Genomic DNA, 22,667 nt, shown 5'->3' with positions numbered 1-22,667 from the left:
CGTTGTCAAGAGAGTTATTTGACAACATCCGCCCTCGTGAGAGAGCCGTGCAGGGTGACAGGGAAGGTCTCACGTGTACCGACACCGAGAGAAACACCGCGACACCGCCAGCCCCGGCCGCAGGCGCCTGGCCGTCGTCGCCGCGGCGGCGACCGCGCTCGGCCTGCTGGCCGTACCGTCGGCGCTGGCCGCGGGGCCGACCGGCGGGGGCGGGGGCGGCACCGCCCTCGTGGCGGACCCCACCGCCTACGTCAACACGTTCATCGGCACCCAGAAGGGCGTGGACTGGGAGAACACCTTCCCCGGCGTCACCGCGCCCTTCGGGATGATGCAGTTCAGCCCGGACACCACCTCCGCGCCGACCGGGTACGGATACACCGACACCGCCATCAAGGGCTTCAGCCTCGACCACTTCTCCGGCGGCTGCTCGTCCTTCGGCGACATCCCGCTGCTGCCGGTGACCGGCGACGTCGGCAGTGACCCCGCCGCGCGCACCGAGCACTTCTCGCACGACGACGAGCAGGCGGCGCCCGGCTCGTACGACGTGCATCTGCAGGACTCCGACGTGCAGGTCGACATCGGTGCCACCGCCCGCACCGGCATCGCGACCTTCGGCTACCCGGCCGGCGGCGGGCCGGCCCAGGTGCTGGTCAAGTCGGGGACGAACCTGGGCGGCGACTACGCCGCCGAGGTGAACGTGGTCAGCGACCACGAGATCTCCGGCACCACCACACCGCACGGCCTGTGCAACAACAGCCGGTACACGATGTACTTCGACATCACCTTCGACCGCCCGTTCACCGCCCACGGCACCTGGCAGCGCGGCGGCGGCACCGGCAGCGGCGCCACGGCCGTCACGCCGGGCGCGGGCACCGCGACCGGCTCGGGCTCCGGCGCCTACCTCACCTTCGACACCGGCACCGACCGCAGCGTGACCGCCAAGATCGGCATGTCGTACGTGAGTACGTCCGGTGCCGCGGCCAACGCCGAGGCCGAGATACCGGGGTGGAGCGTCGGCAAGGTCCAGGCGCAGACCGGGAACGCCTGGCGCGACGCCCTGCGCAAGGTGTCCGTCGGCGGTGCTTCCGACGACGAACTGACCACCTTCTACACGTCGTTGTACCGCTCGCTGCAGTCGCCGAGTGTCTTCAACGACGTGGACGGCCGCTACATCGGGTTCGACGACGTCATCCACCAGGTCCCGCGCGGCCACACCCAGTACGCCACCTTCTCCGACTGGGACATCTACCGCTCGCTGGCCCCGCTGCAGACGATGCTCTACCCGGACAAGGCCGGCGACATGGCCAACTCCCTGCTGCGGGACGCCCAGCAGCAGGGCGGCTGGTGGCCCAAGTGGCCGTCGCAGAACATGACGGGCAACGTCATGAACGGCGACAACGGCGTCCCGCTGTTCGCGCAGTACGTCGCCTTCGGCGCTACCGGTGTGGACGTCAAGGATGCGCTGCCGATCATGAAGAAGGGTGCGACGCAGTCGCAGAAGGTCGGCTGGGGCTGGGTGGAGCGCCCCGGGATCGAGGACTACGTACGGCTCGGCTACGCGCCCAACAACAGCGCCTCGCAAGGCGACCACGGCCTGCAGGGCGCCTCGGAGACCCTGGAGTGGGCCACCGACGACTTCACCATCAGCCGGCTCGCCGCCGGGATCGGCGACCGCGCGACGGCTGCCGAGTACGCGGTACGCGGCAACAACTGGCAGAACATCTTCGACCCGGCCACCGGCTACCTGCGCCCGCGCGACGACAACGGCGCCTTCCCCGCGGGACCGGGCTTCCAGGCCCCGCCGGCCGGCGCGTTCGGCCAGGACGGCTACGACGAGGGCAACGCGGCGCAGTACAACTTCTCGGCGCAGCAGGACATCGCCGGCCTGGTCACCGCGATGGGCGGCAAGGACAGGGTGGCCGCGCGCCTGGACGACTACTTCGGTCAGCTCAACGCGGGCGGCAACGCGCCCTACGACTGGGCGGGCAACGAGATCGACACCACCACCCCGTGGATGTACGACTACGTCGGCCGGCCGTGGAAGACCCAGGAGGTCACCCGGCGGTTCGAGACCGAGCTGTTCACCACCGCGCCGGACGGGCTGCCCGGCAACGACGACAACGGGGCGCTGTCCTCCGAATACGTGTGGGCCGCGCTCGGCATGATGCCGGCCACCCCCGGCACCCCGACGCTCGCGCTCAACAGCCCGCTGGTCAAGCGGGCGGTGATCAGCCTCGGCAACGGCCACCGGATCACGATCGACGCGCCGAAGGCGGCGGACGACGCGCCCTACGTCACCGGGATGCGGCTGGACGGGCGGCACTTCGAGTCCACCGCGCTGCCCGCGTCCTTCGCGACCCGCGGCGGCTCCCTCGACGTCGACCTGTCCACCCGGCCCGACACCCGCTGGGCCACCGGCGCCGACGCGGCGCCGCCGTCGTACCGCACCGGTGAGGTGCCCGCGGTCGGCTACCTGACTCCGACCGGCACGCAGGTGCTGGCCGGCGGCAGCAGCCTGCCCGCGACGGTGGGCGTCTCCGGCCTCGCCGGGCACGCGGGCACGGTGCGCTGGACCGCCTCCTCCGACGTGCCCGGGGTCACCGTGACCCCGTCGTCGGGCACCCTCGACCTGCGGCACGCCGACCGCGCCACCGTGCCGGTCGCCGTCGCGGTCGCGGCGGACACGCCCTCGGGCTACCACCCGGTGAAGGTCGCCTTCCGTGCGGCGGACGGCACGGCGCTGCCCGGCGGCGCGGTCGTGGTGACCGTGCCGGCCGCGGACGGCGCCGCGACGGCCTGCGACACGCTGGGCGCCACCGACACCGAGTGCGGGCTGCGCTTCCGGGACAACGGCGACGGGCACACCGTGCCGGTCACCCTCGGCGGCCGCAGCGGGCGCTCCACCACCGACGGCTCGCCCTTCGAGTACTTCGACGTCGACAACACCATCGTCCCCGGCGGCGCCTACCAGGCGACCGTCACCATCGACTACTACGACCACGGCACCGGCAGCTGGAGCCTGCAGTACGACGCGACCTCGGGTGCGTACAAGCAGTCGCCCTCGGTGGCCAAGACCGGCACCGACACCTGGAAGACCGCCACCTTCACGCTGGACGACGCGGCCTTCCACAACGGGGAGAACGCCGGCAGCGACTTCCGGGTCGCCAACAGCGGGGACGTCGGCACGCTGGGCCGCGTCCACGTGACCGTCACCGGCGGCAACGTCCTGGCGCTGCACCTGTGCCCGGAGGACGCCGGGTGACCGCGTCGCGGTGAACCCACCGCAGCGGGCGGTCACCGACAGCGACCGACGGCCCCCGCGTACCGGACGGACATACCCACCGGTACGCGGGGGCCGGCTGTCTTTCGTGCCTGCCCGTACCGAGCTGACCTGCGGTGATGCCCTTTCGGGCGCTCGATCGGAACATTCGGGCAGTCAGGCGGGTGTGTTTTTCGTAATTAGTCGTATTGTGGTGATCGACAACAAATCAGGCCGCAGGCGGAAGCAGTAGTGGTACGCGCCCGTGGCCATGTGCCGCCACCGCGCCCGTACGAGGTGACGAAACCGGCTCCGACGCAGAGCGTCACGCATCCAGTGCCGAGCCACCGCCGACCGGCGGCGGACCGGGACCCGCCTACATGCCCAGGTACCCGACATGCGCATCCTTTCTCCCGAATCAGCACCCTCGGCCGTCCGCTCGGCTTCCTCGCCGAAGTGGGCCGGTCGCGGCCAGGCACACCTCGCGTGGCCGGCCGGCTCCCGGGGCGGCGTACCGCACCCCGCTCGCAGCGGCACTGAATCCGGCGCCGGAACGGAATCCGCCGCAGACCCCGGAACGGACACCGACTCCGGAACGGACCACGACTCCGGAACCGACACCGACACCGACACCGACTCCGGGATCGGCTGCCTTCCGCTACCGCACCGCCCCGAGGCCGGCGGCGACGCCCGCAGGTCCGCGCAGGCCGTGCTCGACCGCTGGCAGTTGCCGGAGGAGACCGCCTCCGACGTCGTGCTGGTGATATCGGAACTGGTCACCAACGCACTCAACCACGCGCTGCCCGCCGTCTGCCTGCACATGTCGCGGCTGCCCTGCGGCACCGTGCGGGTCGAGATCACCGACGGCGGCCCGTGCGCGTCCCCGCTGCAGCGCGACCCCGGCGACGGAGGGCGCGGCCTCGCGCTGGTCCAGGCACTCGCGCAGGCCCACGGCCGCCACGTCGGCCCCACGGGCACCCTCGCCTGGGCCGAGTTCGCCGGCCCCGCGCCCGCCTGAGCGCCCCGCCCGACCGCGCCACCCCGCGGCCCCGCCGCCCGACCCGCGTCCGCGCGCGACCCCCCACGGCGAGGAGGCCGCCATGTCCGTACCCGCGGGTCCTCCGCAGGCCGAGGTGCGGCACCACAACCTGAGCGTGGTGCTGCGCCGGGTCCACACCGAAGGCGCCGTCTCGCGCTCCGAGCTGACCCGGGCCACCGGCGTCAACCGCAGCACGACCGCCGCGCTGGTCGCCGCCCTGGCCCGGGCGGGGCTGGTGCGCGAGGAGATCCCGCGCACCCACCGCTCCGCCGGCCGCCCGTCGCCGATGGTGCTGCCCGTTCCCGAGCGCGCCCAGGTGATCGCCCTGGAGGTGGGCGTGGAGCGGATCAGGGCCGAGCGGGTGGGCCTGGGCGGCACGGTGCTCGCCGAGCACACCCTGCTGCCGCCGACCGACGGCCCCGCCGCCTTCGAGGAGACCGTCGCCCGGCTGGCCGGCCTCGTCGAATCGCTGGGTGAGCCGGCCGCCGCCGCGGGGAACTGCACAGGGATCGGCATCGCCGTGCCGGGCCTGGTGCGGCGGGCGGACGGCCTGGTGCGCTTCGCGCCGAACCTGCAGTGGACCGACGAGCCGCTCGCCGCGGCCCTCAGTGAGCGGCTGCCCCAGCCCTGGTCACAGGTGCCGATCGCCGTCGGCAACGACGCGGACCTGGGCGCGCTCGGCGAGCACGCCCGCGGAGCGGCCCGCGGCTACGACGACTTCGTCTACATCTCGGCCAACGTGGGGGTCGGCGGCGGCCTGTTCTGCGGCGGGCGGCCGGTGCCGGGGCAGCGCGGCTACGCGGGCGAGATCGGCCACATGATCGTCAACCCGCGGGGCCGGCAGTGCCGTTGCGGTGCCCGCGGCTGCTGGGAGACCGAGATCGGCACCGACGTCATCATCGAGGCGGCCGGCCTCCAGGTCCCCTACGACCACTCGCTGTCCGGTGTCGTCGAGGCGGCGGCCGGCGGCGACGAGCGGGCGGTGCGCGCTCTGGACGACGCGGCCCGCTGGCTGGCGATCGGGCTCGGCAACCTGGCCGCTGTGCTGAGCCCCCGGCTGGTGATCTTCGGCGGCGGGCTGCAGGACATCTACGAGGCCACCTTCGACCAGATCGAGCTGTACAGCGCCACCACAGGGCTGGCCCGCAGCCGCGCCCCCTACACCCACCGCAGGTCCGCGCTCGCCCACCGCGCCCCGCTGGTCGGTGCGGCGGAACTGGCCATGGCCCCGCTGCTCGACGACCCGCTCGGCTCGGGCCGGCCCCTGGCGTGAGGGCGCGGCCCTCAGGTGAAGGCGAAGTAGCGCAGCCACAGGTAGAGCGCGGACACCCCGAGGGTGGCGGCGGTGACGACCAGGCCGTAACGGGTGAACTGCCAGAAGGAGATGGGCCTGCCCGCGCGTTCCGCGATGCCCAGGACGACGACGTTGGCCGAGGCGCCGATCGCGGTGGCGTTCCCGCCCAGGCCCGCGCCGGCGGCCAGCGCCCACCACATGGCGTCGCCGGAGCCGCCGCCGAGGTGCCGTACGAGGTCGGCGGTGACCGGGGCCATGGTGGCGACGTAGGGGATGTTGTCCACCACCCCCGACAGCACCCCCGAGGCTCCGAGCACCAGCATCGAACCGCCCGCCTCCCGGTCCCCGACCGCGCTCGCGAGGGCGTCGGAGACCTGCGCGATGACGCCGGTCCCGGTCAGGCCGCCGATCATCACGAACAGCCCCGCGAAGAAGGCGAGCGTGGGCCACTCGACCTCGGCCAGGACCTCGCCGGTGTCGACGGTCGTGATCGCCACCAGCAGCCCCGCGCCGAGCAGCGCCACCACGCTGGGCGCCAGGTGCAGCACCGGGTGCAGCGCGAACGCCGCGACGACCAGGGCCAGTACGGCCAGGCCCTGGGCGAGCATCCGCGGGTCGCGTACGGCCGCGCGCTCGTCCATGGCCATCACCGCCGCGGTCAGGTCGGCGTCATGGGTGAGCTCCCGCCCGAACAGCACCCGGGCCAGCGCGATCAGCACCAGCACCAGCACGGCGGCCAGCGGGGCGAGGTGGACCAGGAAGTCGTTGAAGGTCAGCCCGGCGCGGCTGCCGATGATGACGTTCGGCGGATCGCCGACCAGGGTCGCCAGGCCGCCGATGTTGGCGGCGAAGACCTCCACGATCAGGAACGGAGCCACGGGCAGCGCCAGCCGGTCGCAGATCAGCAGGGTGACCGGCGCGACCAGCAGCACCGTGGTGACGTTGTCCAGCAGCGCGGACGCGACGGCCGTGATGACCACCAGCATCACCATCACCCGGAAGGGCCGCCCCCTGGCCCTCTTCGCCGACCAGATCGCCAGGTACTCGAACAGCCCGGTGCGCCTGAGCACTCCGACGATCATCATCATGCCCATCAGCAGGAAGACGACGTTCCAGTCGATGCCGGAGTCCACCGAGTAGAAGGCCGAGGTGTCGTCGGTGGCACCCACCAGCAGCATCAGTCCCGCGCCGCCCAGGGCCGCGGCGACCCGATGTATCCGCTCGCTGATGATCAGCGCGTAGCTGCCGGCGAAGACGGCGACGGCCGCCCAGGAGTGCCAGTCGTGCATGGGACCGCCTTCCGCCGACGAAGAGAGCTCTCTCGCATCGCCGACCAGACTTCCCGGCACACCGCAAGCCAACTTACCCGATCTACACGCGTTCTTGACACCTCTTGGCGCCTTCGTGTCGATCGGTGACCGTCCGGTATCCGGACCTGGTGCCCCACCCTTCGGAACCACACGAATCTGCGACGAATTTTGACGCCAAACCTTGTGGCGGGATTTCGCCACGGCATAATCACGCTTCAAGACTGTTCCAGGGTGGGGTCGCGTCGTGCTCTATGCATTCATCGGTGTTCTCGTCGCCGCCGTGGTCGGTGGCATCTGGTCGGGCCTCAGACACGTGCGGGACCGCCAGTTGGTGCGGATGGCGCGCACCACCGTCCAGACCGCCGAGGTGCGGGCCAAGAACGCCGAGGAGCAACTGCGGGTCGCCATCGAGGAGTTGCGCTTTCTCGCCACCGACCGCATCCCGGCCGCCGTGCTCGCGCTGACCCACGAGCACGCCCCCGTCCCCGGCCTGCTGCACCCGCAGGAGGCCAACGCCACGCTGGCCAAGGCGATGCGGGACGTGCTGTCGGCGACCGGCGCCGCCGCGGCGGGCGAGCGCGACCGGGTCGACGCGGCCGCCAGGGCCGCGATGCGCGGCGCCACCGCGAAGGTGCAGTCGCTGCTCTACCAGACGCAGAGCGTGCTGCAGGACCTCCAGCACGAGCTGGACGACCCCCGGCTGCTCGAACTCGACTTCCGCAACGAGCTGGCGCTACGGCGTATTCAGGCCACCGCGGTGCTCTGCGAGGCCTGGCCGGGACTGGCCCGCAGCGACTCGCCGCTCGCCGAGGTCGTGATCGGCGCGCAGTCCCGGGTGGCCGGCTACGCCCGCATCAAGATGTCCAACCACCTGCGCGAGCAGCGCCTGGCGGTGGTCGCACGGGCCGCGGAACCGCTGGCCATCGCGGTCGCGGAACTGCTCGCCAACGCGACCTCGTACTCGCACCCCGACACCGCCGTGCCGGTGACGATCCAGCAGAGCGGTGGGCGCGGCGCGCTGATCGTGGTGGACGACGGCGGCATCGGCATGGACGAGGAGACGCTGTCCCGCGCCCGGCGGCTGCTGGCAGGCCCCGAGGTGCTGCTGCTGACCGAACTGGGCAACCCGCCGCAGGCCGGGTTCGCCGTGGTGGGCCGGCTGGTGCGGCAGTACGGCTTCTCCTGCCACGTCGAGTCCTCGCCCTACGGCGGGGTCCGCGCGATGCTGCGGGTGCCAGCCGAGTTGCTGACGGTACTCGACGAGGAGCACACGCTGTCCGTGCTGGTGCCCGCCCCGGCCGAGACCGCGGCCCCGGCCAGGCCCGCCGAGGACCCGGCGGACGACGAGGGAACGGTGGTCGAGGCCACTCCGCTGCCCTCGCGCCGCCGCCGCAGCCCGAGAACCGCCGCCGCACGCCCCGTCGCACCGGTGCCGCCGGCCGCGGAGGCGCCCGTGGCGCGCACACCAGAGCAGGCGGGCGCGCTGTGGGGCGCGCTCCAGGACGGCACCCGCAGCGGCAGGTCCGCAGCAGGGAGCGGCACGACCGCGGCCGGGGGAACCGCCGCAGCAGACAAGCAAGGAGACAACCCTTCATGACCACCCGCCGACCCATGGCCGAGGACCTGGCCTGGGTGCTGGAACCGCTGCTCGAACTCCCGGGCGTCCAGCACGCGTTGATCGCCACCGGCGACGGCCTGCTGGAAGGGTCCTCACCCGGCCTGGACCGGGCCGCCGCCGAGCGGGTGGCCGCGATGACCGCCACCCTGCACGCCTCGGCCCGCGCCTTCACCACCGCCTTCACCGAGATCGAGGCGCCGCGCCTGGCGCAGACCGTGGTGGAGTCCGAGCAGGGCTTCGCCATCGTCGTGCCCGCGGGCCAGAACACCTCGCTCGCGGTCTTCGCGGCACCCGACACCCAACTCGGCAACATCGCCTACCAGATGCAGGTGCAGGTCGCCGCGCTGGCCAGGGCGATGAGCGCACCCGCCCGCGAGCCGGACGCAGCCGGCCGGCCATGACACCCGGCAGGCCCGGCACCTCAGGAGCTGCCGCCGCGCCGGAACCCGGGACGCCAGGCGGCCGTGGCCGCCGCCTGGTCCCGGCGTACCTGGCCACCGGCGGCCGCGAACGCCCGCGCGGGACCGCCGACTTCGACCGGCTGACCGTGCTGGTGTCCACCGACCAGCGGCCGCCCGAGATGGACTTCGGGCCGGAACACCGCAGGCTGTGGACACTGCTGCGCCCCGGCGCGCTGACCGTGGTGGAGTGCGCGGCCCACCTGGGCCTGCCGGTCAGCGCCACCGTCTTCCTGGCCGCCGACCTGGTCGGCGGCGGTCACCTGCTCGCGCGGTCCCCGGTCCCCAAGGCCGAGGCGATCGACCGAACGCTCATCGAGAGGCTGCTCGTTGGACTCCGTGCCCTCCCCTGAACCGGCGACCGCGCCGGTCGCAGCACCGCGGCCAGAGCCGCGGACCGAGTCGAGACCCGAGCCGGGCCCCGGAACGGTCCGGTACCTGCCCTCGACCGGGCAGACCCTGATGAAGCTGGTCGTCACCGGCCCCTTCGGCGTGGGCAAGACCACCTTGATCCGCACCCTCTCGGAGATCCCCACCCTGCACACCGAGGAGGTGATGACCACCTCCAGCGCGGGGCTCGACGACCTGCGCGGCCTGCCGGAGAAGGCCACGACCACCGTCGCCGTCGACTTCGGCCGGCTCACCGTCCCCGGCGACCTGGTGCTCTACCTGTTCGGCACGCCCGGGCAGGAGCGTTTCTTCCCGCTGTGGCAGGACATCGCCCGCGGCGCGCTGGGCGCCCTGGTGATGGCCGACACCCGGCGGCTCGCCGACTCCTTCCCGGTGATGGACATGGTCGAGGAGCAGGGCCTGCCCTACGCCGTCGCCGTCAACCGCTTCCCCGGCGCACCCGCGCACAGCGACGAGGTGCTGCGCCGGCATCTCGACCTGGCGCCCGAGACGCCGCTCGTGCAGTGCGACGCCCGCAACCGACGCGACAGCATCGGCACGCTCATCGCGCTCGGCGAGTACGTACTGTCCCGACTGACCCAGGACGCGCCATGACCGCCGGTACGCTGCCCGCGCTGTACGGCGAGGACTTCGCCGCCGATCCCGGGCGCCACTACGAACAGCTGCGCCTGCAGGGGCCGCTGGCCCGGGTCGAGATCGCCCCCGGCGCGGAGGCGGTGCTCGTCACCGACTACCAGGCGGCACTCGACGTGCTGCGCGACACGCACACCTTCTCCAAGGACCCGCGGCCCTGGCCCGACACCATCCCGGAGGACTCGCCGGTCCGCTCGGTGCTCGCCTACCGGCCCTCGGTCGTCTTCTCCGACGGCGACACCCACGCGCGGCACCGCAAGGTCATCGGCGAGAGCCTCGGCCTGCTCGGCCCGCACCTGCTGCAGAACCAGGTCGCCGACGCCGCCGCCACCCTCATCGGCCGGTTCGCCGCCGCGGGCAGCGCCGACCTGGTCACCGGGTACGCCAGGCAGGTGCCGCTGCGGGTGTTCAACACCTGGTTCGGCGTGCCCGACGCGGAGGGCGAGGTGCTCGCCGACCGGCTCGCGTCGATGTTCGCCTCCGGCGCGGACGCGCAGTCCGCGACCGCCGAGCTGAACGAGATGATCGGCGCCCTCGTCGCCGACCGGCGCCGCCGCCCGCAGCGCGACCTGACCTCGTACTTCCTGCAGCACCCGGCCGGCCTCGACGACGCCGAGGCCGTCATGCAGATCGCCGTCACCTTCAGCGGGGGCTACGAGTTCACCGCGAACCTCATCGCGAACACGCTGCTGCACATGCTCGCCGACCCGCGGTACGACGGCTCCGTCTACGCCGGCGCCATGACCGCGCACGAGGCCATCAACGAGGTGCTGTGGCGCAACCCGCCGCAGTCCACGTCGTCCGGCTACTACGTGCGGTACGACACGACCTTCCACGGGGTGGCCCTGGAGGCGGGCCAGCTGGTGCTGGTCTCCTACGCGGCGGCCAACGGGCAGTCCTCGCCGGGCGGTGCGACCGACGCGTGGGGGGCGAGCGAGAGTGCGCATCTCGCGTGGAGCGCGGGGCCGCACAGTTGTCCGGCGCGGCAGCCGGCCCTTCTCATCGCCATCTCGGCGGTCGAGCAGCTCACCAGCCGGCTGTGCGACATGCGGCTCGGCCGCCCGGCCACGACGCTGCCATGGCGCCCGGGTCCCTTCCAGCGCTCCCTGACCACCCTCCCGGTGCACTTCACTCCGTGGGCGCCCAAGCCACCGCCTCCGGCGGAGGAATAGCTCTCCTCCTTCCGGGGGACCGGTGCCGCCTGCGGTGGCGTCGCCTCCTTCCCGCCGTCCGGGCTGGGCGCGCAGTTCCTCGCGCCCCTGGGGGTTGTCCCTTGCGGTGGGCTTGCACCTTTCGGTGCGTCGTGGTTGGGCGCGCAGTTCCTCGCGCCCCTTCAGGTCCTGCCCCTTGCGGTGGGTTGCTTGCCTACTGCGCCGTCGTGGCGTGTCGCGCAGTTCCCCGCGCCCCTGGGGGGCTGCCCCTTGCGGTGGGCTTGCACCTTTCGGTGCGTGGTGGTTGCGCGCGCAGTTCCTCGCGCCCCTGTTGGCCTGCGTCCGCCTGCGCTCAGGGCCTCTGCACGGCCACCGGGCGGAGGGCGCGCTGTCGGCGCAAGTGGCAGGTCCGTGGGGGCGTGGGACGATGAAGGCATGGCATACGCGGATGCGCTGAGTGCGGAAGAGATCGAGGAGCGGCTCGGGCAGCTGCCCGGGTGGGAGGTGGAGGAGGGGCGGACGCTGCAGCGGACGTACCGGCTCGCGCACCTGCCCGCGGCGATCTTCGCCGTGCACATCGCCGGCATCCAGGCGGAGCTGAACCACCACTCCGACCTCACCCTCGGCTACGACACGCTGCACGTGGCGATCACCACGCACGCCGCCGGCGGACGGCTGACCGACAAGGACTTCGGTCTGGCCGCCCGCATCGACGCCGTCGCGCCGGGCCACGGCGCGCAGTAGGAGCGGGGGTCAGTCGACCCCGGGGTAGCGGACCCCGATCTGCTCGCGCACCGCGTCCAGCGTGCGCATCACCGACAGCGAGCCGGCCAGCGGCACCAGCGGGGACTGCGTCAGCCCCTGCTGGAGGCAGCGTGTGACCTCGGCGGCCTCGTACCGCATCGTGCCGCGGGCCAGGCCGTCGTCCGTGACGTCGGCGAAGTGCACGGTGTGCGGTGCCTCGCCCTGCCGGTGCAGGGTGAAGCGGTCGGGGTTGAAGAAGCCCTCGGGGATCTCGATCCGCCCCCGGGTGCCGGTGATCGTCGCCGGCGCCCCGGTGTCCGCGGCGAAGGTGCAGGTCAAGGTGGCCAGCGCACCGTCGTTCCAGCCGAGCAGTATCCCGGTGTTGTCGTCGACGCGCTCGGGCGTCAGGTGCGCCCAGGCCTGCACGGTGTCCGGCTCGCCGAGCAGCAGCTGCGCGAAGGACACCGGGTAGACGCCCAGGTCCAGCAGCGCGCCGCCGCCCTGCGCGGGGTCGCGCAGCCGGTGGTCGGGCGGGAAGTCGCCGCCGAAGCCGAAGTCGGCCGAGATGTTGCGGATCTCGCCGATCACCCCGTCGGCGATGACCGCGGCCAGGTGCCGTATCAGCGGGTTGCAGTACGTCCACATGGCTTCCATCAGGAACAGCCCGCGCTCCTCGGCGAGTTCCACCAACTCGCGCGCCTCGCGCGAGTTGATGGTGAACGCCTTCTCGCACAGCACCGCCTTGCCCGCCTCCAGGCAGAGCCCGGCCGCCGCCCGGTGCGCGGAGTGCGGGGTGGCCACGTAGACGACGTCCACGGCGTCGTCCGCGGCCAGTTCTGCCCAGCTGCCGTACGCCCGGGGGATTCCGAACCGCTCGGCGAAGGCCTCGGCCCCCTCCTGGCTGCGCGAGCCGACCGCGACGACCTCGGCGCCCGGCACGGTGGCCAGCGCCTCGGTGAAGGTCGCGGCGATACCGCCGGTCGCCAGGATGCCCCAGCGGATTGTGCGCTGCACGTCACTCATCGATGCCTCATAAACGTGGTCTCGGCGTCCCCGATCACTGAAAGAATAGGCAACGATTCAACGACCCTGATGGAGAGTGCCACCGTGCAGGACGCCGGGCCGAGAACCCCCGCTCAGGCCAACGCCCCGACCGCTTCCGCCACCCTCACCCCCGCCGCCGGCCGCCAGGCCCGCGTCGGCCTGCTCGTCACCCTGGTCCTCGGCGGTCTCACCGCGCTGCCGCCGCTGTCCATGGACATGTACCTGCCCGCGCTGCCCCAGGTCACCGACGCCCTGCACAGCAACTCCTCGACCGTCCAGCTCACCCTCACCGCCTGCCTGGCCGGCATGGCGCTCGGCCAGCTCGTGGTCGGCCCGCTCAGCGACCGCTTCGGGCGCCGCCGCCCGCTGCTGATCGGCATGGTCGTCTACGTCCTGGCCACCGCCGTGTGCGCCCTGGCGCCCACCGCCCCGCTGCTGGTCGGCTTCCGGCTGCTGCAGGGCCTGGCCGGCGCGGCCGGCATCGTGATCTCCCGGGCGATCGTGCGGGACCTCTACGACGGGGTGGAGATGGCGCGCTTCTTCTCCACCCTGATGCTCATCTCCGGGGTGGCCCCGATCGTCGCCCCGGTCATCGGCGGCCAGATCCTGCGGCTCACCGACTGGCGCGGCGTCTTCGTCGTCTGCACCGCCATCGGCATCCTGCTCACCGCGGTGGTGTGGCGCTGGCTCGGCGAGACGCTGCCGCCAGAGGAGCGGCACTCCGGCGAGCTGGCCGGCACCTTCAGCGCCTTCCGCAGCCTGCTCGCCGACCGGGTCTTCACCGGCTACGTCGTCGCGGGCAGCTTCGGCTTCGCGGCCCTGTTCACCTACGTGTCCGCGTCGTCCTTCGTCGTGCAGGACATCTACGGCGCCTCGGCGCAGACCTTCAGCCTGCTGTTCGGCCTGAACTCCATCGGTATCGTCGGCATCGGCCAGCTCAACGGCAAGGTGCTGGTCGGCCGGGTCCCCATGGACCGGGTGCTCGCGGTCGGCCTGGCACTGATCACCGCCGCGTCCGTGGCTCTGGTGCTGCTGACCACCGGCGTCTTCGGCAGGGCCTCGCTCGCCGAGGTCGCCGCCGCGCTGTTCGTCCTGATGGCGTCGATGGGCCTGGTGCTGCCCACCACCAACACCCAGGCGCTGCTGCGTACCAAGCGCAACGCCGGGTCCGCCTCCGCGCTGATCGGCACGTCGTCGTTCCTGATCGGCGCGCTCATCGCGCCGCTCGCCGGGATCGCCGGCGACGACACCGCGGTCCCGATGGCCGTCACGCAGCTGACCTGCACACTTATCGCCTGCGCGGCCTTCGTCGGGCTCTGCGTCCCGCGCCGACGTACGGTGGAGGGATCGTAGGCCGACGCGGGGAACGGCCTGAGGCCATCAGGAGGAAGCGATGTCCGATCCGGACGAACGCACCTGGGCGTTCAAGACAGCCGACAGCTCACTGCACACCGGCGCCGAGAGCACCGTCGATCCGGAGGACCTGGTCATGGCCTCCGGCCGGGACATCACCCCGGAACTGATCGAGAAGGCCCGCAAGGATCTGGAGGAGCATGGCCCCGCCGCTGTCGAGAGGTACCTGCCCTGAGGCGGGTCTCGACGCCGACGAGATCGGCAGGATCGTCCCCGAGCTGACCGCCGCGCTGGACACGGCGGCCGGCCCCGCGTGGTGCGCGGGCGCGGTCGTGCTCGCCGGGCGCGGCCGTGTCGTCGCGCTGCACGAGGCGGTCGGCTGGGCGGTGCGCTACGGGTCGTACGACGCGCCGTCCGGCCGGGGAGTGGAGCTGCCGGCCGGGCAGCGGGTGCCGATGCGGCAGGGAACGGTGTTCGACCTGGCCTCGCTCACCAAGCTCTTCACCGCGACCGTGGCCGTCCAGCAGATCGAGGCCGGCGCCCTGGACCCGGACGCCCCGGTCAGCGCGTACGTCCCCGGTCTGCAGCCCGGCATCTCCCTGCGCCACCTGCTCACCCACACCTCGGGGCTGCAACCCGAGCTGCCGCTCTACGACCTCCCCGGCCCCGCGGAGCGGCTCGCCGCGCTGGCCACCGAGCAGCCCCGTACCCCGCCCGGCGAGCAGCGCTGCTACTCCGACCTCAACCTGCTGCTCACCCAGACCGTGCTGGAGCAGGTCACCGGCCGCCCGCTGGACCGGCTGGTCGCCGACGGCATCACCAGGCCGCTGGGCATGCGCTCCACCCGCTTCGCGCCGCCGCCGTCCTGGCAGCGCCGCACCGCGGCGACCGAGGACCAGCGGCGGCCCTGGGGCAAGCTCGACCGCGGCATGGTGCGCGGCACCGTCCACGACGAGAACGCGTACGCCATGGGCCTGGTCGCCGGCCACGCCGGGCTCTTCTCCACCGCCTGGGACCTGGCGCTCTTCGCCGCCGCCCTGCTCGACGGCACCCTGCCGCTGACGCCCGGCTTCGGCTTCGAGACCGACCAGCCCTGGTTCATGGGCGAGCTCGCGGGGCGCGGCGCCCTGGGCCACACGGGCTTCACCGGCACCTGCCTGGTCCTGGACCCGGCGTCCGGCGCCTTCCTGGTGCTGCTGGCCAACACCGTCCACCCGGTCCGGCACACCCAGGGCAGCGCGCCGCGGGCCGCCGCGGCCACCCGGCTGGCCCGGGCGCTGCCCGCCGGGATCTGACCGCGCGCGGCCCCTCGCCGGCTCAGCGGAAGATGCCGGTGTGGCCCAGGGAGTAGCGGCCCGGCTGCGGGTAGACGGCCAGCCCGTGCGGCCCCGAGCCGACCGGGATCTTGGCCAGGGTGCGGCCGGTGGCGGTGTCCAGGGCGTAGACCTCGGCGTTGTAGCGGCCGGTGAGCCACAGCACCTTGCCGTCGGCGGAGACACCGCCCATGTCGGGGCTGCCGCCGCCGTCGATGTGCCACTTGGTGACGAGCCTGCCGGTCGCGAAGTCCAGCAGGGAGACCGAGCCCTCGCCGCGGTTGGTGACGTAGAGGTACCTCGAGTCGCGCGAGACGTACAGGCCGTGCGCGCCCTTGCCGGTGGGCAGCAGCACCGGCTTGGAGAAGGTGTCGCCGTTCATCGTCCAGACGCCGTTGGCGACCATGTCGGCGATGTACCAGGTGCTGCCGTCCGGCGAGATCTTGACGTCCTGCGGCATCGCGCCCTCCATCGGCAGCCGCTGCTGGCCGACGATCTTCATCGCGGCGGTGTCGACCTTCAGCAGCTCGCCGGAGAACTCGCAGGAGACGATGAAGTAGCGGCCGTCCGGCGAGAAGTCGGCGTGGTTGACGCCGTAGCAGCTCACCGGCACGACCTTCCTGACCGCCATGGTGTGCGCGTCCCTGAAGACCAGTTGGCGGTCCAGCGAGGCCATCACGATGGCGTACTTCCCGTCCGGGGTGAAGTACAGGTTGTACGGGTCGTGTACGTCGACCGGCTCGCCGACCCTGCCGGTGGCCGGGTCGATCGGGGTCAGGCTGTTGCCGACGTCGTTGTTGACCCACAGGGTCCTCAGGTCCCACGACGGCACGACGTGCTGCGGCTGCAGGCCCACCGGAATGGTCCTGACCACCTTGTACGTCTTCGGGTCGATCACCGAGACGGTGTTGGACTCGCTGTTGGGCACGTAGACCAGCGAGGGGAAGTTCCGGACCACCGGGGACAGCGCGTTGGGGCGGTCGGCGGCGTAGACGTCGCGCTGGTCGACCAGCGGCGGCATGCCGGCCAGCCCCGGGTGCGCGGCGGCGGCCAGCCGCTGCGCCTTGGCCGCCGACGCGGCGGCGGAGGCCTGCGCGACGACGGCGGCCACGGCGGGGGCGGGGGCCGGCGACCGGGTGCCGGTGTCGCCGCACCCTGCGGCCAGGACGGCGGCGGTGGTGACCGCGGCGGTGACGGCCGCGCGGCGCAGGGGACTGAAGTGACGGCGCATCAGGTCAGCAGCTCCGAGGTCGTGACCGCGCGCAGGCCGCGGCGGTGCAGGTCGTCGAGGATTCCCGGCAGCGCGGCGACGGTGCCGGCGTGCCCGAAGTGCAGCGAGACCACCGAGCCGGGTCCTGCTTTTTCGGCCACGGCCGAGCGGACCGCCTCCGGGCCGGGGTCGGTGTAGTCCAGCGGGTCCACGTCGTACGACAGCAGGTGCGGGTAGCCCGCCTTCTTCGCGAGCGAGAGCACCAGCGCGGTGGTCAGCCGGGCCTGCGAGGGCCGGAACCAGCGGCCCGGCGTGCCGGTCAGCTTCCGCAGCCGGCGGGCGCAGCCCTCGATCTCCGCGGTGGCCGCGGCCGCGTCCATGGCGCCGATGTCGCCGTGCGTCTGCGTGTGGTTGCCCAACTCGTGCCCGCCGGCCAGGACGCGGGCGGCGAGCTGCGGATACGCGTCGAGCCAGTTGCCGACGGCCAGCACGGTGATCCGCGCGCCGGCCCGCTCGGCGGCCTTCAGCAGCGCTTCGGCCTGGGCGGGGTCGCCCTGCCCATGGAAGGTGAGGGCCAGCTGCGGCCGGGTGCGCGGGCCGTGCTCGATCTGGTCGGGCAGTCCGGGCGGCAGCGGCGGCAGCGGGCCCGCCGTCGTGCTGCCGGGCACGGGCGTGCCACCGCTCTTGGCCGACGGCGCACCCGCGGCAGGCGGCGTCGCGGGATCCGGCCCCGTGGAGGCGGCCCTGCCGCCGGTGCAGCCGGACAGCAGCGCCTCGGAGGCGGTCACCTGGAGGAGGTTGCGGCGAGAGATCGACATCGGCGTCACTTTAGGGCCTAATGTCTTATTTATCCGACCGATGGGGCCGCACGATCCCACGAATGCCGCATCGCCAGGGGCCGTGCCCCTGGCATCATGATTTTGCCCATCGTGGGCGCACGGGTCGTCCCCGACCCGGGGGGGCTGCCCGGTCTGTGCCGGACCACCGGCTGGTGGCGGGTTGCGCGCGCAGTTCCCCGCGCCCCTGAGGGCTGCCCTCTGACGGAGAGGGTGAGCGTTTTCAGGCGGCGCTGGGGGTGGCCCCAGGCGAAGCTCGGGTGGGGGTACCCCCAGGCGAGGCTCTGGGGGAGGAACGGCGCGCTCAGCCCCGACCGGGGTGCGGGTCGTCTCCGGCCGAAGGGGGCTGTTCGGTTCGTGCCGGACCACCGGCGAGTGGTGGGCTGGTCGCGCAGTTCGTCGCGCCCCTGGTGGTTGCCCTCTCGTGCCGAGGGCGGCGGTTTTCGGGGTGGTGGGGGGTGCCTCTGCGGAGGGCGGTGCTTGTCAGGCGGCGCTGGGGGTATCCCCAGGCGAGGCTCTGGGGGCGGGACTGCGCGACCAGCGCCGACCGGGGCGCGGGTCGTCTCCGGCCGAAGGGGGCTGCTTCTGCCGGAGACGGGCCACCGGCCGGTGGGGGAGCTGGGTGCGCAAAGGGCCGCGCCCAGTGGTGGTGGAGGCCCGCCGCAACGCGGCGGTGGGGTGGGAGGAGAAGCGAGTGGGGGATCAGGTGACGACACCGGCTGACCCGGCGCCGCAGGCGGCGTCCGCGGCGTCCGCGGCGTCCGCGGCGTCCGCAGCGGAGGCGATGACGTATCGCCAGGCGCTGAGGCGCCTGGCGGCGGCGCAGAAAGCGGCCAAAGGCGTGTCGTTGTACTCGCGGTACGTCAACCGGCCCGCAGGGCGGGTGCTCGCGGCGGGGGCGTACCGCGCCGGGATGACGCCCAACCAGGTCACCCTGGTGAGCGCGGCCTTCAGCGGCGGCGGCATCGCCGCGCTCGCGGTGGCCGCACCGTCGTGGGGCCTGGCGGCCGCGGTCTACGCCGCCCTGGCCCTCGGCTTCGCCTTCGACTCGGCCGACGGCCAGCTCGCCCGGCTGCTCGGCACGGGCGGCCCTGCGGGCGAGTGGCTGGACCACGTCGTGGACTGCGCGAAGATCACCGCGGTGCACGCGGCCGTGCTGATCACCTTCTACCGCCACTTCGCCCTCCCGGGCGACACCTGGCTCCTGCTCCCGCTCGGCTTCCAACTCGCCGCAGTCATGATCTTCTTCGGTGGCCTGCTCACCGACAAGCTCAAGCCGAAGGCGGCCCCGGGGGCGGCCCCGGTGCCGTCACGGCTGCGGGCCGTCGCCCTGCTCCCCGTGGACTACGGGGTCTTCTGCGCCGTCTTCCTGCTGCTCGGCAGCCAGGACGCCTTCCGGTACGCCTACCTCGCGCTGTTCGCCGTGCACGCGGTCTTCCTGGCGGCCTTCCTCACGAAGTGGTTCAGAGAGCTTCGGAGGGTCTGACCGGTTCGGTCAGCACGTCGAGCGCCCGGCGCAGCTGGGTGCTCGACGTGTGCACGGTGTAGGGGAAGTAGACGATCTCCACCCCCACCGCCGCGAAGTCCCGCTCCAGCCGCAGGCCCTTGTCCGTGCCGCGCCAGTCGTCGCCCTTGAACAGCACGTCGAACCTGACCTGCCGCCAGGTCTCGACCTTGTCGGGCACCGTCTCCACGAAGGCGGCGTCCACGAACCGCACGCTGCGGACGATCTCCAGCCGCTCCACCAGCGGCACCACCGGGCTCCGGCCCTTGGCGAGTTGGGCCATCTCGTCGGAGACGACGCCCGCCACGAGGTAGTCGCACTGGCTGCGGGCGTGCCGCAGGATGTTGAGGTGCCCGACGTGGAAGAGGTCGTAGACCCCCGGTGCGTAGCCGACCCGGTGCGTACCGATCCGCTGTGTCATGACACGACCCCCCAGTCGCACGAAAAACCGTACAACGCTCCCCGGCGTTGCGGAGTCTCAGACGATAGCCGGGCCGCCGCGCGGTCAAGCGGCGATTTGCCAAAGTCCAACGCTTGGCAACACCGGGCGTGATGCCCCGGTGAACGGCTAGTGTGGGCAGTTGTTCGTCTGTGGGTTGTTCGTCTGGGGGGAAGGAACACGCCGTGGCCGGTTCCGGCACGCGCCGCCGACTGCTGCTGGTCTCCACCAACTACGCGCCCGAGCACGCCGGAATAGGCCCTTACGCCACCCAGATCGCCGAGCACTGGGCGGCTGGCGGCGCCGAGGTGCACGTGCTCGCCGGGATGCCGCACTACCCGGCGTGGCGGGTCGATCCGGCCTACGCGGGGGTGTGGCGTGCGGAGGAGGAGCGCGCCGGGGTACGGGTGCACCGGCGGCGGCACACCGTCCCGCCGCGGCAGACCGCGGTGCGCCGGGCGCTGTTCGAGGCGTCGGTGCTCGCGCACGGCGTCTACGCCCCGCCCGCGATGGGCAGGCCCGACGCGGTCGTCGCCCAACTCCCCAGTCTGGCGGGCGGGATACTCGGCGCCCGGCTGGCCCGCCGGTACCGCGTGCCGTACGTCCCCGTGGTGCAGGACCTGATGGGCGCGGCGGCCAGGCAGAGCGGGATACGCGGCGGCGGCCGGGTCGCCGCGGCGGCCGGGGCCGCGGAGTCGTACGCCCTGCGCCGGGCCACCCTGGTCGGGGTGATACACGAGACGTTCGTCCCGAAGGTCGCCGCCCTCGGGGTGCCCGAGGAGCGAATACGGCTGGTGCCCAACTGGTCGCACGTCCGCAGCCCTTCGCGCCCCCGGGAGGAGATGCGCGCCCGGCTCGGCTGGCGGCCCGGGCGGACCGTGCTGCTGCACTCGGGCAACATGGGCCTCAAGCAGGGCCTGGAAGTCCTGGTCGAGGCCGCCCGGCTGGACCCGGACCTGCTCGTCGTGCTCATGGGCGACGGCAACCAGCGTTCGGTGCTGCGGGAGTTGGCGGGCGGACTGCCCAACCTGCAGTTCGCACCACCCGCCGACGACGCGGACTTCCCCGATGTGCTGGCCGCCGCCGACGTCCTGGCGGTCACCCAGCGGGCGTCGGTGCTGGACATGAGCATCCCGTCCAAGCTCACCTCCTACTTCGCCGCCGGGCGCCCGGTGCTCGCCTCGGTCGCGGCGGCGGGCGGCACCGCGGCGGAGGTCGAGCGCTCGGGCGCCGGCCTCGTGGTCGCCCCGGAAGACCCGCGCGCCCTGCTGGACGCGGTGCGCGCACTGTCCGATGATCCTGGCAGGGCCGACGCGCTGGGGGCGCGCGGACCGGTCTACGTACGCGAGCATCTGAGTCGCGAGGCGGGCCTGGCGCGGATCGACGCGCTGCTCGCCGAGGCGCTGGGCGAACACCCGCGCAGGGCGGCCGCGGGCGAGCCCGGGGCCGGGGAAGACGAGGGGGCAGAGGCCAAGTGACCGACGTGACGCGGGCAGAGCAGCCGTCGCAGGACGAACCCGACCTGCTGCGCGACCAGTTCCGCCAGCTGATCCGCTACCGGGCGCTGCTGGTGACCGGGTTGCTGATCGGCCTGCTCGGCGGCGCCTACCTCGCCTTCAGCGGCGCCGACAGCTACACGGCGACCAGCGAGGTGCGGGTCAGGGCCGCCATCGAGGACCCCTTCGTGGCCGGGGCCACCGCCGACAAGAACATCGACATCGGCACCGAGCGGCAGAGCGCGCTGAGCAGCACCGTCGCCGCCGCGGCGGCGAAGACCGCGGGGTCGCCGGTCACCACGATGTCCAAGTGCCTCCAGGTGACCAACCCGCCCAACACCCTCGTGCTGCGCTTCACCTGCACGGCCGGCACCGCAGAGCACGCCGCGGACTGGGTGAACGCCTTCACCAAGGCCTACCTGGACGACCGGCAGGCGCAGACGAAGGCCACCGTCGCGCGGATGGTGACCAGTTACCAGTCCCAGCTGGACCCGATGGTCACCCAGCGCAACGACCTGCTCGACCAGATCGCCCGCGCCAAGAGCAGCCAGGTCGTCGGCACCCTGGTCTCCTCGCAGACCAACCTGCTCAGCCGGATCACCCAGCTCAACTCCGACATCAGCGGGTTGCGCGCCCTGGACACCACGCCCGGCGTGGTCATCAAGCCGGGCATCGCACCCTCCGCGCCCTCGGGACCCGGGCTGTCGATGATGCTCGGCCTCGGCGGCGGCGTCGGTATCGCGCTCGGCCTGCTGCTGGCCTGGGTGCGGCTGGTCTTCGACCCGACCGTGCGCAGCGACGCCGAGGTCACCCGCGCGCTGGGCGCCCCCGTGCTCGGCACCCTGCCCCGGCTGCGCGGCCGGGCCGCCGCGAACGGCACCGGCACCCTGCTCGCCGGCGGGCGCGGCGACGGGCGGCTCGCCGAGGAGTACCGCGCGGTCGCCTTCCGGCTCACCCACGACAAGCGCTTCTCCGAGAGCCGCCGCCTGCTGGTCGTCGCCCCGCGCGGCACCGGCGAGACGCCCGCGGCCGTCGCCGTCAACCTGGCCGCCTCCTTCGCCGAGATGGGCATGGAGGTGCTGCTCGTCGAGGCCGACCTGCGCACCCCCGCGCTGTCCGCCCGGCTGCGCACCGCGGACGGCGCCCGGCCCGGCTGGGCCAGGGCGCCGGGCCTCGGCGAGGGCGGCTGGCCCGCGGGGCTGCAGATCCCCATCGACGCGGGGGAGTCCGGCTCCTTCGACCTGGTGCCGGGACGCCGGGTGCGCAACGTCGCCCGCGCGCTGACCTCCTCCCCGGCCGGACGGCTCTTCGCCGAGGCCGACGAGCCCGGCTCCGTCGTCGTCGTCCTCGCGCCGCCCGTCCTGGCCTACGCCGACGCCGTCGCGCTGGCCGACCGCGTCGACGGCGTCGTCGTGGTGTGCGACCCGCGGGCCGTGCACCGCGCCGACCTGGAACGCGTACGCGAACTGGTCGACGCCGCCGGCGCCGCCGTCCTCGGCGTCGTCCTGCACCCCGCGGAGCCCGGCACCGGGCGCCGCTTCGGGCTGCGCCGACC

Annotated in this window: 20 protein-coding genes; 15 read left to right on the top strand and 5 right to left on the bottom strand. The window is 73.2% G+C overall.

Annotated features, from left to right (window positions below; all coding sequences use genetic code 11):
* The first annotated feature begins 73 nt into the window (after window positions 1-73).
* The 3 genes from NFU81_RS09490 (at window position 74) to NFU81_RS09480 (ending at window position 5,571) form a co-directional block, all read left to right on the top strand.
* Entirely contained in the window at window positions 74-3,262 is a 3,189-nt protein-coding gene (locus NFU81_RS09490; RefSeq protein WP_251487412.1) for a GH92 family glycosyl hydrolase, read from the top strand.
* 394 nt (window positions 3,263-3,656) lie between these two features.
* A complete protein-coding gene (locus NFU81_RS09485) occupies window positions 3,657-4,277 on the top strand; it encodes an ATP-binding protein (RefSeq protein ID WP_251487409.1) in 621 nt (206 codons plus the stop codon).
* A gap of 82 nt (window positions 4,278-4,359) precedes the next feature.
* A complete protein-coding gene (locus NFU81_RS09480) occupies window positions 4,360-5,571 on the top strand; it encodes an ROK family protein (protein WP_251487407.1) in 1,212 nt (403 codons plus the stop codon).
* A gap of 11 nt (window positions 5,572-5,582) precedes the next feature.
* Here the strand turns inward: NFU81_RS09480 and NFU81_RS09475 are convergent, their stop codons facing one another.
* Window positions 5,583-6,881, bottom strand: coding sequence for an ArsB/NhaD family transporter (locus NFU81_RS09475; RefSeq protein WP_251487403.1), 1,299 nt, complete (start codon window positions 6,879-6,881; stop codon window positions 5,583-5,585).
* Window positions 6,882-7,146: 265 nt separating this feature from the next.
* Between NFU81_RS09475 and NFU81_RS09470 the strand changes: the two genes are divergently transcribed.
* The 6 genes from NFU81_RS09470 (at window position 7,147) to NFU81_RS09445 (ending at window position 11,917) form a co-directional block, all read left to right on the top strand.
* Entirely contained in the window at window positions 7,147-8,499 is a 1,353-nt protein-coding gene (locus tag NFU81_RS09470) for an ATP-binding protein (protein ID WP_251487399.1), read from the top strand.
* Complete coding sequence (locus tag NFU81_RS09465) at window positions 8,496-8,921, top strand: roadblock/LC7 domain-containing protein (RefSeq protein ID WP_251487397.1); 426 nt, start codon at window positions 8,496-8,498, stop codon at window positions 8,919-8,921. The genes NFU81_RS09470 and NFU81_RS09465 overlap by 4 nt, the downstream gene beginning before the upstream one ends.
* Entirely contained in the window at window positions 8,918-9,331 is a 414-nt protein-coding gene (locus NFU81_RS09460; RefSeq protein ID WP_251487394.1) for a DUF742 domain-containing protein, read from the top strand. Before NFU81_RS09465 ends, NFU81_RS09460 begins: the two co-directional genes overlap by 4 nt.
* 109 nt (window positions 9,332-9,440) lie before the next feature.
* Window positions 9,441-9,983 (top strand): GTP-binding protein, encoded by a 543-nt coding sequence (locus tag NFU81_RS09455; RefSeq protein WP_251487391.1) that lies wholly within the window; start codon window positions 9,441-9,443, stop codon window positions 9,981-9,983.
* The gene (locus NFU81_RS09450) at window positions 9,980-11,194 is read left to right on the top strand and encodes a cytochrome P450 family protein (RefSeq protein WP_251487389.1); all 1,215 of its coding nucleotides are present in this window, start codon (window positions 9,980-9,982) and stop codon (window positions 11,192-11,194) included. Before NFU81_RS09455 ends, NFU81_RS09450 begins: the two co-directional genes overlap by 4 nt.
* Window positions 11,195-11,608: 414 nt before the next feature.
* Window positions 11,609-11,917, top strand: a complete 309-nt coding sequence (locus NFU81_RS09445; protein WP_251487387.1) for a 4a-hydroxytetrahydrobiopterin dehydratase — start codon at window positions 11,609-11,611, stop codon at window positions 11,915-11,917.
* Window positions 11,918-11,926: 9 nt separating this feature from the next.
* Here NFU81_RS09445 and NFU81_RS09440 read toward each other — a convergent pair whose 3' ends face one another.
* Window positions 11,927-12,940: a Gfo/Idh/MocA family protein gene (locus NFU81_RS09440; RefSeq protein ID WP_251487385.1), complete on the bottom strand. Its 1,014-nt coding sequence runs from the start codon at window positions 12,938-12,940 to the stop codon at window positions 11,927-11,929.
* A gap of 69 nt (window positions 12,941-13,009) precedes the next feature.
* Between NFU81_RS09440 and NFU81_RS09435 the strand changes: the two genes are divergently transcribed.
* The 3 genes from NFU81_RS09435 to NFU81_RS09425 are packed head-to-tail and all read left to right on the top strand — an operon-like array spanning window position 13,010 to window position 15,609.
* Window positions 13,010-14,314: a multidrug effflux MFS transporter gene (locus NFU81_RS09435; protein WP_251487383.1), complete on the top strand. Its 1,305-nt coding sequence runs from the start codon at window positions 13,010-13,012 to the stop codon at window positions 14,312-14,314.
* A gap of 40 nt (window positions 14,315-14,354) precedes the next feature.
* Window positions 14,355-14,549 (top strand): hypothetical protein, encoded by a 195-nt coding sequence (locus NFU81_RS09430; RefSeq protein WP_251487381.1) that lies wholly within the window; start codon window positions 14,355-14,357, stop codon window positions 14,547-14,549.
* The gene (locus tag NFU81_RS09425; protein ID WP_251487379.1) at window positions 14,515-15,609 is read left to right on the top strand and encodes a serine hydrolase domain-containing protein; all 1,095 of its coding nucleotides are present in this window, start codon (window positions 14,515-14,517) and stop codon (window positions 15,607-15,609) included. Before NFU81_RS09430 ends, NFU81_RS09425 begins: the two co-directional genes overlap by 35 nt.
* Before the next feature lie 22 nt (window positions 15,610-15,631).
* Here NFU81_RS09425 and NFU81_RS09420 read toward each other — a convergent pair whose 3' ends face one another.
* Both NFU81_RS09420 and NFU81_RS09415 read right to left on the bottom strand, forming a co-directional pair.
* Window positions 15,632-16,858, bottom strand: coding sequence for a YVTN family beta-propeller repeat protein (locus NFU81_RS09420; protein ID WP_251487377.1), 1,227 nt, complete (start codon window positions 16,856-16,858; stop codon window positions 15,632-15,634).
* Window positions 16,858-17,655 carry a polysaccharide deacetylase family protein gene (locus NFU81_RS09415; RefSeq protein ID WP_251487374.1) on the bottom strand — a complete coding sequence of 266 codons (798 nt, stop codon included), beginning with the start codon at window positions 17,653-17,655 and terminating at the stop codon, window positions 16,858-16,860. The genes NFU81_RS09420 and NFU81_RS09415 overlap by 1 nt, the downstream gene beginning before the upstream one ends.
* Before the next feature lie 829 nt (window positions 17,656-18,484).
* Between NFU81_RS09415 and NFU81_RS09410 the strand changes: the two genes are divergently transcribed.
* Window positions 18,485-19,159: a CDP-alcohol phosphatidyltransferase family protein gene (locus NFU81_RS09410; RefSeq protein WP_251487851.1), complete on the top strand. Its 675-nt coding sequence runs from the start codon at window positions 18,485-18,487 to the stop codon at window positions 19,157-19,159.
* Here the strand turns inward: NFU81_RS09410 and NFU81_RS09405 are convergent.
* The gene (locus NFU81_RS09405) at window positions 19,137-19,598 is read right to left on the bottom strand and encodes an FAD synthase family protein (RefSeq protein WP_251487371.1); all 462 of its coding nucleotides are present in this window, start codon (window positions 19,596-19,598) and stop codon (window positions 19,137-19,139) included. The two genes, NFU81_RS09410 and NFU81_RS09405, sit on opposite strands and share 23 nt — an antisense overlap.
* A gap of 236 nt (window positions 19,599-19,834) precedes the next feature.
* Here NFU81_RS09405 and NFU81_RS09400 point away from each other — a divergent pair, with 236 nt between their 5' ends.
* Together NFU81_RS09400 and NFU81_RS09395 are read left to right on the top strand one after the other, a co-directional pair.
* Window positions 19,835-21,094: a glycosyltransferase family 4 protein gene (locus NFU81_RS09400; protein ID WP_251487849.1), complete on the top strand. Its 1,260-nt coding sequence runs from the start codon at window positions 19,835-19,837 to the stop codon at window positions 21,092-21,094.
* Window positions 21,091-22,667: P-loop NTPase family protein (locus NFU81_RS09395; RefSeq protein WP_251487368.1), on the top strand; the 1,577-nt coding region annotated here is incomplete at its 3' end. The genes NFU81_RS09400 and NFU81_RS09395, both read left to right, overlap by 4 nt.

The organism is Actinacidiphila cocklensis, assembly GCF_907177275.1.
In the GTDB taxonomy this organism is placed as follows: Bacteria; Actinomycetota; Actinomycetes; order Streptomycetales; family Streptomycetaceae; genus Actinacidiphila; species Actinacidiphila cocklensis.
The sequence above is the reverse complement of the archived record's forward strand: the minus strand, read 5'-3'. Positions and strand labels throughout refer to the sequence as shown.